The organism is Sphingomonas sp. KRR8, assembly GCF_023559245.1.
GTDB lineage: Bacteria > Pseudomonadota > Alphaproteobacteria > Sphingomonadales > Sphingomonadaceae > Sphingomicrobium.
Genome location: NZ_CP097462.1, coordinates 2,805,711 through 2,821,445 on the forward strand (window position 1 = coordinate 2,805,711; position 15,735 = coordinate 2,821,445).

The window sequence follows — 15,735 nt, forward strand, 5'->3', positions numbered from 1 at the left end:
CATTCAATTTTTGCGAAAGAGTGGGAGGAAGCTGCGTCGTCGCGGCTCGCTCATTGAAGGGGGATTCATGACGAACCGTCGCGAGCATTTTGTGGCAATCCTGTTGACCGGCGGCTCGTTCGCCGCGCTTGCCGCGCCTCAGCAGGCGCAGGCCCAGGTCCAGGCCAGTCCGCAGGTTGGCTCGGTTGCTCCGGGCGCGGCGCTGCCCGACACCACCGGGCAGGACATCACGGTGACCGGCATCCGCGCCAGCCTTCGCTCCTCGCGCAACATCAAGCGCGACTCGCAAGGCGTGGTCGACGCCATCTCGGCCGAGGACATCGGCAAGTTCCCCGACACCAACCTTGCCGAGTCGCTGCAGCGCATCACCGGCGTGTCCATCGACCGTACCAACGGGGAAGGTTCCAAGGTCACCGTTCGCGGCTTCGGTCCCGACTTCAACCTCGTCCTGCTCAATGGCCGCCAGATGCCCGCCTCGGGGCTCGGTGACTGCTGCAGTGCGCCCGCCTCGCGCAGCTTCGATTTCGCCAATCTCGCGTCCGAAGGCATTGCCGCGGTCGAGGTCTACAAGTCGGGCCGGGCGACGCTCCCCACGGGCGGCATCGGCTCGACCATCAACATCCGCACGCCGCGACCGCTCGACCGGCCGGGCCTGCGCGGCAGCTTCGGCTTCAAGGCCGTCTATGACACGTCGCGGTTCAGCGGCAGCAAGCTGTCACCCGAACTGTCGGGCATCGTCAGCGATACCTTCGCCGACAACCGCATCGGCATCCTGCTCACCGGCTCGTACCAGCGCCGCAAGTCGAGCCAGGCGCAGTTCAATGCCGGCTGGCGCGAAGGTTATCTCGGATCGGAAAACAACTGGGGCTCGCTCGCCTTCCCGGGCGACCCGCGTTACGCCAACATCCAGAACCGGCCCGGGCCGACCGACATCTACCAGGTCACGCAGAACGCCGGCTATGATTTCACGGACGTCGATCGCAAGCGCATCAACGGCCAGTTGGTCTTGCAGGCGCGTCCGGTCGACAATCTGACGGCGACGGTCGACTACACCTTCTCGCAGAACACGATCGACGCGCGCACCAGCAGCATCGGTGTCTGGTTCAACCACAACAACACGAGCAGCAGCTGGACCAACGGTCCGGCGGCCGGGCCGAACTTCTACGCCGAAGCCTTTACGCAGGGCGAGGGTAAGGATCTGGCGATCACCGGCGCGGTCGCGGCCAATCGCTCGATCAATCGCTCAATCGGCGGCAATCTCGCCTGGAAGGGCCTCGGCGGCGCTCGGATCGAGCTCGACGCGCATCATTCAACGGCGACCAGCAAGCCGACCTCGCCTTATGGCAGCAACATCGCGGTCGGCAGCGCCATCTTCGGAGTGCAGTCGCAGCGGGTCGACTACACCCACGACATGCCCGTGATCTCGGTCTCGATGTATCCGGGTTCCGAAATCCAAGCGTCGAACATCCGTCCGGCCGGCAACGCCTTCCGTAACGCCTTCATGAAGGACCGGATCAACGAGGCGACGCTCCGCGCGGGCTATGACTTCGACACGGATCTGATCAAGAGCATCGACTTCGGCGCGACCTATACCGACAACAAGGTCCGCTCGGCCTATGGCTTCATCCAGAACGACACCTGGGGCGGCACGCTCAGCGCGGCGCAGACCCCCGATGACCTGTTCACGCTGACCAACCTGCCCGACCGCCTGTCGGGAATGGAAGGTTCGAACAACAGCGCGATCATTCCCAACTACTTCCAGGTGAATACGCCGGGCCTGATCAACCTGCTGCAGACCAGCCTCAACGTCTGCGCGGCGTCGGTTGTCCCTGGCTCCTGCCTGGCGCAGTACCAGGTCGATCGCCGGATCAACGAGAAGTCGATCGCGCCGTACATCCAGTCAACGCATGCCTTCAATCTGTTCGACTATGAAGCGCATCTGCGGCTCGGCCTGCGATACGAGCGGACCAAGATCACCAGCTCCGCGCTGGTGCCGGTGCCGACCGGAACGACGCTGGTATCGTTCAACGAGATCTCGATCGTGCAGCCGGTCGGCGCGAGCGACTTCACGACGCTCAAGGGCGAGTACCATAACTGGTTGCCCGCCATCGACTTCGACATGTCGCCCATTCGCGACGTCAAGCTGCGCGCCGCCTACAGCCACACCATCACCCGCCCCGATTACGCCAGCCTGCAAGGCGGCCTGACCGTCAACTCGCCGGCGCGTCCGGGTGGCGGAAGCACGGGCTCGAGCGGCAATCCGGGCCTGCTGCCGTACAAGTCGAAGAACATCGATCTGTCGGCCGAGTGGTATTACAATCCTGTGAGCTATGCGTCGGTCGGCTTCTTCCACAAGACCGTCAGCAACTTCATCGGGACCACTACCACCCAGGGTCCGCAGTTCGGGCTGGTCAATCCTGGCCAGGGCGCAGCCTTCCTTGCCGCGCAGTCCGCGCTCGGGCCGAGCGCGTCCTTCGCCTACGTGCCGGGAGGCGCAGCGAACGCCAGCATCCTGAACTACGTGCTGGCCAACAATCCGACGGCGATCGTTCGTGACGCCAATGGTGTTCCGGTGGGTATCGCTGGGCGTCCTGGGGATCCGGCGCTGATCTTCACCGTCGGCCAGCCGGGCAACAGTGACCAGGTCGGCCACATCCATGGCTTCGAATTCGCGCTCCAGCACAGCTTCTGGAACACCGGCTTCGGCGCCATCCTCAACTACACGATCGTGAAGAGCGACACGAAGTACAACAACACGCTCCGCTACACCGCGACGCAGTTCGCGATTACCGGCGTCAGCAACAGCGCCAATGCGGTGCTGTTCTACGACAAGGGCGGGTTGCAGGCGCGTGTCGCCTACAACTGGCGCGACGGCTTCCTGTCCGGCTACGGGCTCGATCCGTTCTACGTGGAACCCTATGGCCAGTTCGACGCCAGCGCGAGCTATGAGTTCCGCAAGGGCCTGACCGCCTTTGTCGAAGGCATCAACATCACCAATGCCGATCGCCGCGGACACATGCGCAACAACCAGACCGTCTACTTTGCGGCGCCGGGCTATGCCCGCTACGCCGCCGGAATCCGGTTCAGCTTCTAGCTGGGGCTTGCTTCCCCAGTGTGCGTAACCGAGAGTCGTCCCGTCAGCGCGGGGCGGCTCTCGCCGCGTCTACCAGGCGGGTGTGGACGACACGGATGAACAGGCAGGACCAGTCCTCGACCACGGCCCCGCTCGATCGGATCACGATCGTCGGCGGCGGTACGGCTGGCTGGCTGGCGGCTGCCGTCCTTGCGGCGCGCTTTCCCGCCGGAAGCGCGCGCGCCAAAACTATCACCCTGATCGAATCCCCGGACATCGCGACCATCGGCGTCGGCGAAGGCACCTGGCCGACCATGCGCGCGACACTCGCCAGCATCGGCATCGGTGAGGTCGAGTTCCTCACCGCGTGCGATGCGTCGTTCAAGCAGGGCTCCCGCTTCGATGGCTGGCGGACCGGGCAGGCAGATGACACTTACCTCCATCCCTTCACGCCGCCGGCCAGAGATGCCGGCCCGCTGATCGCCGCCCTCAACGGCGAGGAGGCATCGCTGGCCTTTGCCGATGCGGCGACGCCCCAGGCGGAGCTGTGCGCGCAGGACCTCGCCCCGCGCCAGCGCTCCATGCCCGACTATGCGGGAGCCGCGAACTACGGCTATCACCTCGATGCGGCGAGGCTCGCCGCGCTGCTTGCCCGCCATGCGGTGGAGCGGCTCGGCCTTATTCACATTCGGGACCATGTCGACGCGGTCGAAGCCGGTGACGGCGACCTGATTGCCGCTGTTTCGACCCGTCAGCACGGCCGCATCGAGGGCGACCTGTTCCTCGATTGCACCGGTCACGCGGCCTTGCTGGTCGGCGGTCATCACGGCGTCGGCTGGGAAGACCGGAGTGGCAGCCTGTTCAACGATCGGGCGCTGGCAGTGCAGGTGCCGGTTCCCGAAGGCTCGCCGATCGCTTCGCAGACCATCGGCACGGCGCATGAAGCCGGCTGGTTGTGGGACATCGGCCTGCCGACGCGCCGAGGTATAGGCTGCGTCTATTCGTCCCGCTTCCTCGACGATGAAAGGGCGGAGGCGATCCTGCGCGACTATATCGCGCAAGCCGCGCCATTCGCCGATGTCGCCGCGCTGACGCCGCGAAAGCTTGCTTTCCCGACCGGCCACCGTTCCCGCTTCTGGGTGGGTAATACGGTTGCGATCGGCTTGTCGGCGGGCTTCATCGAGCCGCTGGAAGCGACTGCGATCGTCCTCATCGAATTGTCGCTGCGTTACCTGTGCGATAATTTCCCGGCGAACCGGGACGCGCTGCCCGTCCACGGCCGCCGCTTCGACAGCCTGTTCCGCGAACGGTGGGAGCGGATTATCGATTTTCTCAAGCTCCACTACCTGCTCAGCGAGCGTGACCAGCCCTATTGGCGCGCGCATCGCGACCCGGCATCGGTGAGCCCGCGACTGGCTGACCTCCGCCAGCTTTGGCGTGACCAGCCACCGTCGGCCTACGACTTCCCGCTCGCCGACGAGCTCTTTCCGGCCGCCAGCTATCAGTACGTTTATTACGGACTCGGCGGCCTTACGGCGTCCGCCGGCGAACCCGTCGGGGCGGTCGACCCGGCGGTTCGCCAGCGTGCCCGGGCGCTTGCCGCCGCGCTGCCCACCAACCGCACCTATCTCGATGCGCTGCGCACAGCCGCCGCGCCTGCCCAGGACATTCGCCTCGCATGACCACTCACCAGCTTCTCGACAGCACCACCCACCGCGACCTGCGCGTCCATGCCGACGCGGATCCGGCGCTCGGTGACGGCGTCATGAGCTGCCTCGCGGTGCCAAGCGAGTTCCGCCGACTGCAGAATGTGTTCCCGATTCTGTTCCGCCGGGACCTGGAGCATGGCACGCTCTCCGCGCTCGCGCTGCTGGGTTTCGAGCAGGGCGAGAACCTGTTCGTCGAGGATGGCCGCTGGGATGCGCCCTATCGCCCGCTCGCGCTATCGATCCAGCCGTTCCTGATCGGCCGTTCGGCGGATGGGGAGGGGCCTGGGCAGGTCCACATCGACATGGGTCACCCGCGGATTGCGACGGGCGGCGAAGGCATGCGGCTGTTCGACGAGGCGGGCGTGCCAACCCCGTACCTCGAGACCATCGCCGACCAGCTCGGCGAACTGGACGAGGGCTATCGCGCCTCGGCCGACTTCTTCGCCGCGCTGGAGCGCTATGAGCTGCTCGAGCCCTTCTCGCTCGATGTCGAATTGGCGGACGGGGCAAGCCACCGGATGGTCGGCTATCAATTGATCGACGAGGACAAGTTGCGTGCGCTCGACGCCGCGGCGCTCGGCGACCTTCACTCGGCTGGACACCTGATGCCGATCTTCATGGCGCTTGCCTCCCTTTCCAATTTTCCGGCGCTGATCAGCCGCAAGAACCGCCGGATGGGGCATGGCTGAGGCCGCCGCCTTCGATCTTTCCACCCTCCCGCACATCGCCGAGGAAGAGGTTGGCTCGGCGGCCGACCTCGATGCGCGTCTGGCGGGCGCCGACCGGCCCTTTGTGATCCGCGCGCTTGCCGCCGACTGGCCCCTGGTGAAAGCCGGGCTACAGTCTGGCGGAGAGGCGCGCGCCTATCTCCTCCGCCACCGCCGCGAACGGGCGTTCACCTTCTCGCTGGGGCAGCCGGGGGCGGGTGAGCGGCTGTTCTACGACGACCGGATGGAGATGAACTTCCGGACGCTGAAGGGCAGCCTGCCCGAAGTGTTCGGCGCCATCGACGCCACCGAGGGGCAGCCCGGCGGGCCGGCGATCTATCTCGCCTCGATCGACATGCAGCATTATTTCGACGGGCTGCACGAGGCCAATCACGTCCCGCTGGGTGAGCGCAAGCCGCTTGCCAGCATCTGGATCGGTACGCCCACGCGGATCGCCGCCCACAATGACGTGCCCGACAACCTCGCGGTTTGCGCGGCGGGCAGGCGCCGCTTCACCCTTTTCCCGCCCGACCAGTTCGCCAACCTCTACCTGGGGCCGATCGACCACACGCCCGCTGGCCGGACGGTCAGCATGGTCGACCTCACCCGCCCCGACTTCGAAGCTTTTCCCCGGTTCCGGGAAGCGCTTGCCACCGCGCAGATTGCCGAGCTCGAGCCCGGGGACGCGCTGTTCGTTCCGTCCTTGTGGTGGCACCATGTCGAGGCGCTCAGCCCCTTCAACATCCTGGTGAACTATTGGTGGCGCGAGGTGCGTCCGTTCCTCGGCATGCCGCAGGACGCGCTACATCACGCGATGCTTGCGATCCGCGACCTCAAGCCCGAGGCGAAGGCGCACTGGCGCGCGCTGTTCGACCATTATGTGTTCGAGAATGGAGACGAAGTGACCGCTCACATCCCCGAGAATGCGCGCGGCGTGCTCGCCCCGCTCACCGCGGAGACCGCCGGAAGTCTCCGCGCCAACATCCTGCGGAGTCTGTCGCGATGAGTGCCTCGGCCTGGCCACTGAAGCGGGTTGTGATCGCGGGCGGCGGGACCGCCGGCTGGATGGCCGCGGCTGCGATCGCGCGCACGCTCGGCCATGCGGTCGAGCTGACCCTGGTCGAGTCCGAGGAGATCGGCACCATCGGGGTGGGTGAGAGCACGATCCCTCCGCTTGCTACCTTCAATCGCCTGCTCGGCATCGACGAGGCCGAGTTCATGCGGGCCACGCAGGCGACCTTCAAGCTGGGCATCCAGTTCGAAAATTGGCGGGTACCCGGCGAGGGCTATTTCCATTCCTTCGGCGCGACCGGGACCGACCACTGGTCCGCGGGTTTCCAGCACTTCTGGCTGGAAGGACGCGCACGCGGGCTGAATCGCTCCTACGACGATTTCTGCCTGGAGCTGAAGGCGGCGGAGGCAGGCCGGTTCGCTCATCTCCCGGGCGACAAGATGAACTACGCCTACCAACTCGACAGCGGGCTCTACGCGCGCTTCCTGCGCAAGATGGCCGAGGCCGAGGGCTGCCGCCGGGTCGAGGGCAAGATCGCCACGGTCGAGCTTAATAGTGAGAGCGGCGACATCGCATCGCTGGTCCTGGCCGACGGTCAGCGGATCGCCGGCGACCTGTTCCTCGATTGCACGGGCTTTCGCGCATTGCTGATGGAGGGCGCGCTTGGCGTCGGGTTCGAGGACTGGACACACTGGCTGCCCTGCGATCGCGCCATCGCCGCGCAGACGCGCTCGGTCGAGCCGGCGGTTCCGTTCACCCGCGCCATGGCCCACGACGCCGGGTGGCAGTGGCGCATCCCGCTGCAGCACCGGACGGGCAACGGAATCGTCTATTGCAGCGCCTTCCTCAACGACGATGCGGCGTTCGAGCGGTTCGAAGGCGTGCTTACCGGTCCGCGGTTGACGGAGCCCAACCGGCTTCGCTTCAAGGCCGGCGCCCGCCGTGCACAATGGCACCGCAACTGCATCGCCGTGGGGCTGTCCGGCGGGTTCATGGAGCCGCTGGAATCGACCAGCATTCACCTTATTCAGCGCGCGGTTCTGCGTTTCCTGCGGATGCTTCCGATGGGTGAGGTCAGCCCGCGCGACGTCGCGGAGTTCAATGAGCAGCAGATGACCGACATGCTGCAGATTCGCGACTTCCTGATCCTCCATTACAAGGCCACCGATCGGCGCGACAGCGCCTTCTGGCGCCAGTGTGCGGAGATGCCGATCCCCGACAGCCTCGAGCAGAAGATGGAGCTGTTCCGCGAGACCGGGCGCGTCTTCCGCAAGAATGAGGAATTGTTCGCCGAGAACAGCTGGGTGCAGGTGATGCTCGGCCAGGGCATCGTGCCGAGGAGCTGGCATCCGATCGCAACCAAGCTCGAGGACCGCGAGATGCAGGGTTTGTTCGACAACATCGGCGGCACCGTCGCCCGCACGGTGGCGGGGCTCCCGCCCCACGCCGACTATGTCGCGCATTATTGTGGCGCGGCGCAGGCGAACGCCGCGTGATCACCGCGCTGCTGCTTGCCGCTGCGGCACCCGTGGCCGCTCCCGCCGACGACGGCTACCGGCTGGTCTGGTTCGATGAATTCGCCGGGTCGACGGTGGATCGCAGCAAGTGGGACTTTGATGTCGACTGCGCCGGCGGCGGCAATGAGGAGCGGCAGTGCTACACCGCTCGCCCCGTCAATGCGTCGGTCCGCAACGGGCTGCTGACCATAACCGCCCGGCGCGAGCGCTCGACCGGCCGGGCGAGCATGGCTGGCCAGTCGGATGGCTCGCCGCCGCGCCTGGCCACCAAGGAGTATACCTCGGCGCGCCTGGTCACTCGCGGGAAGGCGGCATGGCGCTACGGCCGGGTCGAGGTCCGCGCCCGGCTGCCGCTGGGGCAGGGCAGCTGGCCCGCAATCTGGATGCTGCCGGAGGAATGGCATTACGGTCCCTGGCCGCTGTCGGGCGAGATCGACATCATGGAAGCGGTCAACCTCGGCACCCCATGCGCCGAATGCCGCGGAGGTCGCGAGAACCATGTGCTGGGCACCATCCACTTCGGCGCCCGTCCACCGGGCAACAAGTATCTCTCGACCAACACCGAGCTCGACGGCGCGGTCGACGGGTTCCACACCTACCGTGTCGACTGGACGCCCCAGACGATCGACTGGTTCGTCGACGGCCGCCACTATGCGCACAGGGCGCTCGGCGAATGGTCGACTCCCGCGTCCAGTGAGCCCCACGCGCCGTTCGACCGGCCCTTTCACCTCATCCTCAACCTGGCGATCGGCGGACATCTGCCCGAGGGCCGCAACCTCAAGGGCGTATCCGGCGGTTTCCCGAGGACCATGCAGGTCGACTGGGTCCGCGTCTGGCAACGTCCGGCGAGCTGAGGCGGGTAACGCGCGATGGGGAGGCGGCGCCAGGCAGTAACGATCAAGCATGTGGCGGCCGACGCGGGGGTGTCGCTGCAGACAGTCAGCCGAGTCATCAATAACGAGCCCGGGGTTCGCCCCGAGATGAAGCAACGGGTGCAGGAGGCGATCGATCGCCTCCATTACGTGCCCTCGATTGCCGCACAACGGATGAGCGGATCGCGCTCCTACCTCATCCTGGCACTGAACGACCGCGACCGCACCATCGCCGACTGGCGCAGCCGCGAGGGCGTCGACTGGGTCGACCAGATGCTGCTGGGCGGCATGACGACGGCCGCCGCTGCTGGCTACCGCCTGATGCTGGAACTGGTCGACACCCATAGCGATCATGTGGAACGTGAGCTGCGCTCGACCATCGCGGCGCTTCAGCCAGACGGGGTGATCCTCACCCCGCCGCACAGCGACAACCCGCTGATCACCAGCCTGCTGGCCGAGCAGAAGATCAGCTTCGCGAGGATCGGTTCGCGGGAGACCGACGTCGGCCTATCGCTGCTGATGGACGAGGAAGGCGCGGCCGCCATGGCCACGCGCCACCTGCTCGGCCTCGGCCACCGCCGCATCGCCTTTATCGCCGGCTCGCCGGAGTATTCGCTCAGCGGCTGGCGGGTCGAGGGGTGGCGCAAGGCCATGGCAGAAGCCGGGGTTGGCGACGGTGAGCTGCTTGCCGAAGGTGACTTCAGCTACGCTTCCGGCGAGCGGGCAGCGGAAGCCCTGCTTGCGCTTGCCAACCAGCCGACGGCCATCATCGCGAGCAGCGACCAGATGACACTGGCGACGATGGCCGTCGCCAAGCGGCGGGGAATAACGGTTCCCGACCAGCTCTCGCTGATCAGTTTCGACAACACTCCCCTGGTGCGCTTCGTCCAGCCGCCGCTGACCGCCATCGACCAGCCTATCGCCGAACTCGCGGCCAAGGCCGTTGAGCTGATTGTCATCGATCAGCGAAACGCGCTGCACCCGGAAGCACCCTATGTGCTGGAGGCAGGCCTCGTCGTCCGCGGCTCCACGCAGCCGCCTGCAGGAGCCTGATCAGCCAGCACGCCATAGCGCTTCTGGGTGACGAACGCTGATCTGAGAAGGTGGTGACCCCTACGGGACTCGAACCCGTGTTTTCGCCGTGAGAGGGCGACGTCCTAGACCGCTAGACGAAGGGGCCACATGCCGTGGCGAGGCGCGCATATGGCGGCGTGGGCGCGCTTCGTCAATCGGCTGTGCGGCCGCTCGCCAGGCGCATCCGTGTCACGCGATCAGCCTTGGCCGCTCCACACGTTTCCGGCGGTCGAGCCAGGCCAGGCTCGCATCGGCGATCCGTTCGGCGGCATGGCCATCGCCATAGGGCAAGGCCGGCAAGGCCATCGCCGCATGCGCGTCGCTGTCCTCCAGTAACCGCTCGACCTCCTCGATGATCAGCCTGGTGTCGGTCCCGACCAGCTTGCTGTTGCCGCTTCGGATGCCTTCGGGCCGTTCGGTCTTGCTACGCAGGATCAACAGAGGCACGCCCAGTGCCGGCGCTTCTTCCTGGACGCCACCGCTGTCGCTCAGGATGATGGAGGAGCGGCGCATGGCCATCACCATCGCGCGATAGTCGAGCGGTGGCAGCAGGTTGATCCGCGGTCGTCCGGCCAGCAGCTCACGCACGGTGTCGGCCATCGCCTTGTTGGGGTGAAGTACCACGTCGATCGCAATCCACGGCGACCGGGCGAGCGCGAGCAGCGCAAGCGCGACGGGCACGAAGGACAGTCCCCAATTCTCGCGCCGATGGCAGGTCACCAGCAGCCGCGGCAGACCGCCGACCGGTGGTCCGGTTCGCTTGGGCAGCGATCCAACGAGCCGCCGCAATGCGTCGATCCCCGTGTTGCCTGTGATGTGCACTTCGCCCGCCAACTGTTCGCGCGCGAGATTTTCGGCATTGTCCTTTGTCGGAGCAAACAGCAGGCTCGACAGCCGGTCGATGGTGACCCGGTTCTCTTCCTCTGGCCAGGGCAGCGCCGGATCAAAGCTGCGCAGGCCCGCCTCGACATGGGCGAGCGGAACGTCGGCGTCGTGCGCGGCAAGCGCGCCGCCGAGTGCCGACGAAGTATCGCCCTGAACCATGACCAGGTCGCTCCGGCCGATCCGCGGGGCAAGCGCGACCGCGACGGTTCGCGCGAACGCGAACGGATCCGGGTCGGGGACACAGCGCAATTGGTCGGCCGGCAGATGCCCGACGCCGAGTCCGGCCAGGTCGAGCCTTGGATGCTGGCCCGACAGGAACAGGTGCGGACGACAGCCGCGCGCTTCGAGTGCGAGCGCAAGCGGCGCGACCTTGATCGCCTCGGGACGAGTCCCGAGCACAAGCGCAATATGGTGAATCGACACGGAAGAATGTCTCCACGAGACTATTCGATCCGGCAGTCGGGTGTGTGGCGTGATTTGGCGGGCGAGGCAAGCTGGCATCCGCCCCGAGACGCATTATAGATCGTTGCGAGGGGCGAAGAGGGGGAGCCAATGAGGGTTGCGACGAGGGTCGGGCGATGCTGATCGCCCAGGTCACCGACATCCACCTCGGTTTCGACCGTGGCAACGTGTACGAGCTCAACGTCCGCCGCCTCAACCTGGTCATCGATCAGTTGAACGCGCTTCAGCCAAGGCCCGACCTGCTGATTGTCAGCGGCGACCTGGTCGAGCATGGCGATGACACCCACGCCTATGACCATGTGCATGCGCTGCTTGGCCGCTGGGAAGGGCCGATGCTGCTGGGGGTTGGCAATCACGACGGCCGCGCCGCCTTTGCCGCCGAATTCCCCATGGTCGAGCGGATGGGCGATGGGTTCGTCCAATATGTGTCAGAGCAGAATGGTCTGCGGATCATCATGCTCGATACGCTGGACGAGGGGCGGCACGGCGGCACCTTCTGCGAGGCGCGCGCCGAGTGGCTGGCCGAGCGGCTGGCCGAGGCGCCAGACATGCCCACGCTGCTGGTGCTTCATCATCCGCCGCTCGACACCGGCATTCCGTGGATGAGCGCACTGCCTCACGAAGGTTGGGTCGAGCGGCTGCGCGCCGTGGTGGAGCCGGCTAACCAGATCGTCGGCATGATCTGCGGCCACGTCCATCGGCCGATTGCCGCCACCTTCGCGGGCAAGCATCTGGTGGTCGCGCCCTCCACCGCACCGCAGGTGGCGCTGGACATGGACGACGTCGATCCGAAGCACCCTGACGGCCGGGCGCTGATCATCGCCGACCCGCCCGCCTTTGCGCTCCACGACTGGGATGGCGAGCGCTTGCTCACGCACTTCGAGATTGCCGGCCCGCGCAATGTGCTGGCGAGCTACAACTCCAACCTGCAGCCGATGATGCGTGAGTTCCTCAAGGAGCGAGGAACGGGGTGAGCCCTAGCGAAAGTTGTCCGCGTATGCCTGAAGCTTGAGCTTTACCGGCGGCGCGGGCACCACATGATAGTTCAGGCCATGCTTGTCGCAGTAGGCGATCGCCGCTTCCTTGCTGTCGAAGGCCAGCCGGACCTGAGTCCGCGTGTCGGCCGCGCCGACCCAGCCGGTCAGCGGGTCATGCGCCTGCGCCCGCCCGCTTTCGAATTCCAGGCTCCACTTGCCGCTCTTGGCCCGGCCCGACTGGGTCGTCTTGCGATCCTGCTCAATGATGCGTGCGGTGGTCATGCGCGGGGAGGTGGCCGAAAGAGGCAGTGAAATCAAGAACGCGGCTTGGCCCGGAGCGTCGGCGCGGCGCTGGCCGGATCGTCGGGCCAGGGATGGCGGGGATAGCGCCCGCGCATCTCCTTCGCGACCTCGCGCCAGCTTCCCACCCAGAAGCTCGGCAGGTCGCGGCTGGTCTGGATCGGACGACCCGCGGGTGAGGTGATCGCCAGTGTCAGCGGCACTCGTCCACCAGCCACCGTCGGGTGATTTCTGAGGCCGTACAGCGCCTGCGCCCGAACCTCGACGGCGGGCCCGCCCGCGGCGCCATAATCGATGGCGTGGTGGCTCCCGGCTGGCGACACGAAATCCACCGGTGCAAGCCGGTCGACGTGGCGCTTGCCCTCGTAACCGAGCAGCCCCTCGAACGCCTGGCGCAGGGTGGCATCTCCGATATCGGACAGCCGCCGCTTGCCCGCGACGAGCGGCGGCAGCCACTCATCGAGCCGCTGCAGCAAGGTGCTGTCGTCGAGCGCCGGGACGGTGGGGTCGTGCGCCGCGGCGAAGGCGGCGCGGTGTCGCAGCGCGGTCGCGGTCTCTCCCCATGACAGGAGGTGGAGGCCGTACGTCCTGACGCCCTCGACCAGAGCGGCGGCGATGGCTTCGGGGTCTGGTCTGGGGTCGGGCCCGCTCGACAGGCGGATGCTTCCCAGCCGACGTGACCGGGTCGGGGTGACCGCCCCCGTGGCCGGATCGAAGACGCCATCGTGGCCCGTCACGACGCGGTCGCCGAACAGCGCCAAGACCGCCTCCTCGTCCAGTGCAGCGGCCGACAGGATGCGCGCGCCCGCCGCGCTTCCCGCCACTTCGGCGACGGCAAGCCAGCTGGCGGATGACAGGGACGAAGAAGGGTCGAGCCGGAACCCGCGTCCCCCGACGGACTGCCAGCGCTCGCCCGACCCGTCGCGGCGGCGAGAAAGACGGTCGGGGAAGGCGAGGGCGATGGACATGGCGAGTGCTTCGCCGCGGCTCACGTCCGGGGCCGGCCGATCGCCGCCATCAGCTCGGGAAGGAGGAAGCTGTCGTTCCCACCGCCGTGCCAAGCCACGCGCCGCATCCGCGCGCTTGCCGCGATCACCACGCCAGCGTTGCGAGCGCCGCTCCAGGTCCGGCTCATTCCCGCCCAACCCGCGCTCGGTCAGCAGTAACGCAGCCTCGGCTGCGACGCTGCCGAACCCTCGCGCGGCGCCCTCGATCAGCATGTGCGCCAGGCGGGGCTCCAGCGGCAGACGGGCAATCTGCCGGCCATGTTCGGTCACCCGCCCGTCCGCGTCGATGGCATCAAGGCTCATCAGCCGCCGGCGTGCCTCCGCCAGTGCGGCCGCCGGCGGCGGGTCCAGGAAGGGCAGGCGCTGCGGATCCGGCTCGCCCCACAGCAAAGTGGTCAGCAGCAGGCTGGTCAGGTCCGCCTCGAGGATTTCGGGCGGGTCATGCGCGGGCAGGGCGTTGGTCGCCGCTTCCTCCCACAAGCGGATCGCCACGCCCGGCGCCTGTCGCGCGGCGCGGCCGGCGCGCTGCGTCACCGCCGCCCTGCTCGCCCGCTCGGTCACCAGCCGCGTCAGCCCGGCCTCGCGGTCATAGCGCGGTCGCCGGGCAAGCCCGCTGTCCACCACGATCCGCACGTCCTCGATCGTCACGCTGGTTTCGGCGATGCTGGTCGCCAGCACCAGCTTGCGGGTGCCTGGCTCGGGCCTGGCCAGTGCGGCGCGCTGGTCCCGTGGGTCGACCTGGCCGTGCAGGCGATGGAGTACGACGTTCGGCGGCAGGACGCCTAGCGCCTCCGCGGTCCGCTCGATCTCGGCGACGCCGGGCAGGAAGGCGAGCAGCGAACCGTCGATCTCGGCCAAGGCGCGGCGGCAGGCGGCGGCGACCTGCGGCTCGATCCGCAAGGCCGAATCGCGGCCAATGTGCTGCAGGGTGAGGGGATGGCTTCGGCCCTCGCTCTCGATGCGGGGTGGATCGCTTAGCAGCGCCCCGAAGCGCTCGCCGTCGAGCGTCGCGGACATCGCCAGGATCCTGAGGTCCTCCCGCAGCGCGCCCGCCGCGTCGAGCGTCAGGGCGAGCGCGAGATCGCTGTCGAGGCTGCGCTCGTGCACCTCGTCGAATAGCACCGCCGACACGCCAGATAGCTCGGGATCGGCCTGGATCCGCGACAGATAGACGCCGTGCGTCATCGCGATCACGCGGGTGGCCTTGCCGACCCGGCTGTCGAGCCGCGTCTGGTAGCCGATGGTGCCGCCGGGTTCCTCGCCCAGTTGCCGCGCCACGAACTCCGCCGCCGCCCGTGCCGCCAGCCGCCGGGGCACGAGCAGCAGTATCTGCCCGCCGCACCACGGTTCAGTCAGCAGTGTTGGCGCCACTTGGGTGGTCTTGCCCGCACCCGGCGGCGCGATCAGCAGCGCGCGCGGACGGCTCCGGAGCGCAGCGAGCAGGTCGGGCAGGACAGCATGGATCGGCAGGGTCACAGGCGCGCCTTAGGGCAAGCGGGCTCCAAGTTCATTAGGTGGATCGTTGCGGTTGCGGTATGGGAAGGGCATCCACCTGAAGGAGGATGTCATGACCCCGAAGATGCTCTTGCGTTGGGGCGGCTGTATCGCCCTCATGACCTTGCCGGCGGCCTCGCCCGGTGCTGCAGCTCCGCCGCCCGCATCCGACGCCAGCCTCATCCAGAACGCGCTCAGCGCCGGGCCGAAGGCGATCGCGGAGGGCGCCAAGGTGGTGACGATGGGTGCCACCGGAATGCGCGAGCTGCGCCCCGGGACTAACGGCTTCACCTGCATGCCCGACGACCCAAGCACACCGGGCGTCGACCCGATGTGTCTGGACCGGAACGCGATGCGCTGGGCGGGTGCCTGGATGAGCAAGCAGACTCCTCCAGCCGATGCGGTCGGGGTCATCTACATGCTGGCCGGCGGCACCGACGCCAGCAACACGGATCCCTATGCCAAGCCGCCCGCCGACGGAAAATGGGTGGTTACCGGTCCGCACCTGATGCTGGTCGGTTCGCCCGCGCTCAACGCGCAATATCCCAGCGGGGCCAATCCGGACACGACCAAGCCCTACGTCATGTGGGGCGGCACGCCCTATGCGCACGTCATGATCCCGGTCCGCTAGCAACCGGCAAGCAGG

The 15,735-nt window shown here is 67.3% G+C and carries 12 protein-coding genes and 1 tRNA gene; 9 read left to right on the forward strand and 4 right to left on the reverse strand.

What is annotated here, in order from left to right:
- Positions 1-67 precede the first annotated feature (67 nt).
- The 7 genes from M8312_RS14135 (at position 68) to M8312_RS14165 (ending at position 9,943) form a co-directional block, all read left to right on the forward strand.
- A complete protein-coding gene (locus M8312_RS14135) occupies positions 68-3,094 on the forward strand; it encodes a TonB-dependent receptor (RefSeq protein WP_250118323.1) in 3,027 nt (1,008 codons plus the stop codon).
- Between the two features lie 95 nt (positions 3,095-3,189).
- Positions 3,190-4,755 carry a tryptophan halogenase family protein gene (locus tag M8312_RS14140; protein WP_250118324.1) on the forward strand — a complete coding sequence of 522 codons (1,566 nt, stop codon included), beginning with the start codon at positions 3,190-3,192 and terminating at the stop codon, positions 4,753-4,755.
- Positions 4,752-5,471 carry a SapC family protein gene (locus M8312_RS14145; RefSeq protein ID WP_250118325.1) on the forward strand — a complete coding sequence of 240 codons (720 nt, stop codon included), beginning with the start codon at positions 4,752-4,754 and terminating at the stop codon, positions 5,469-5,471. Before M8312_RS14140 ends, M8312_RS14145 begins: the two co-directional genes overlap by 4 nt.
- The gene (locus tag M8312_RS14150; protein ID WP_250118326.1) at positions 5,464-6,495 is read left to right on the forward strand and encodes a cupin-like domain-containing protein; all 1,032 of its coding nucleotides are present in this window, start codon (positions 5,464-5,466) and stop codon (positions 6,493-6,495) included. Before M8312_RS14145 ends, M8312_RS14150 begins: the two co-directional genes overlap by 8 nt.
- Entirely contained in the window at positions 6,492-7,997 is a 1,506-nt protein-coding gene (locus M8312_RS14155; protein WP_250118327.1) for a tryptophan halogenase family protein, read from the forward strand. The genes M8312_RS14150 and M8312_RS14155 overlap by 4 nt, the downstream gene beginning before the upstream one ends.
- Positions 7,994-8,872 carry a glycoside hydrolase family 16 protein gene (locus M8312_RS14160; protein WP_250118328.1) on the forward strand — a complete coding sequence of 293 codons (879 nt, stop codon included), beginning with the start codon at positions 7,994-7,996 and terminating at the stop codon, positions 8,870-8,872. The genes M8312_RS14155 and M8312_RS14160 overlap by 4 nt, the downstream gene beginning before the upstream one ends.
- Positions 8,873-8,887: 15 nt before the next feature.
- Complete coding sequence (locus tag M8312_RS14165; RefSeq protein WP_250118329.1) at positions 8,888-9,943, forward strand: LacI family DNA-binding transcriptional regulator; 1,056 nt, start codon at positions 8,888-8,890, stop codon at positions 9,941-9,943.
- A 51-nt stretch (positions 9,944-9,994) separates the two neighbouring features.
- Here the strand turns inward: M8312_RS14165 and M8312_RS14170 are convergent.
- Positions 9,995-10,070 (reverse strand) — tRNA-Glu (locus M8312_RS14170).
- 83 nt (positions 10,071-10,153) lie between these two features.
- Complete coding sequence (wecB, locus tag M8312_RS14175) at positions 10,154-11,272, reverse strand: non-hydrolyzing UDP-N-acetylglucosamine 2-epimerase (RefSeq protein ID WP_250118330.1); 1,119 nt, start codon at positions 11,270-11,272, stop codon at positions 10,154-10,156.
- A 155-nt stretch (positions 11,273-11,427) separates the two neighbouring features.
- Here wecB and M8312_RS14180 point away from each other — a divergent pair, with 155 nt between their 5' ends.
- Positions 11,428-12,285, forward strand: a complete 858-nt coding sequence (locus M8312_RS14180; protein ID WP_250118331.1) for a phosphodiesterase — start codon at positions 11,428-11,430, stop codon at positions 12,283-12,285.
- 3 nt (positions 12,286-12,288) lie between these two features.
- Here M8312_RS14180 and M8312_RS14185 read toward each other — a convergent pair whose 3' ends face one another.
- Together M8312_RS14185 and hrpB are read right to left on the reverse strand one after the other, a co-directional pair.
- Complete coding sequence (locus tag M8312_RS14185; protein WP_250118332.1) at positions 12,289-12,570, reverse strand: ETC complex I subunit; 282 nt, start codon at positions 12,568-12,570, stop codon at positions 12,289-12,291.
- Between the two features lie 32 nt (positions 12,571-12,602).
- Entirely contained in the window at positions 12,603-15,071 is a 2,469-nt protein-coding gene (hrpB, locus tag M8312_RS14190) for an ATP-dependent helicase HrpB (RefSeq protein WP_250118333.1), read from the reverse strand.
- A gap of 91 nt (positions 15,072-15,162) precedes the next feature.
- Between hrpB and M8312_RS14195 the strand changes: the two genes are divergently transcribed.
- Complete coding sequence (locus tag M8312_RS14195; RefSeq protein WP_250118334.1) at positions 15,163-15,720, forward strand: hypothetical protein; 558 nt, start codon at positions 15,163-15,165, stop codon at positions 15,718-15,720.
- The last annotated feature ends 15 nt before the right edge of the window (positions 15,721-15,735 follow it).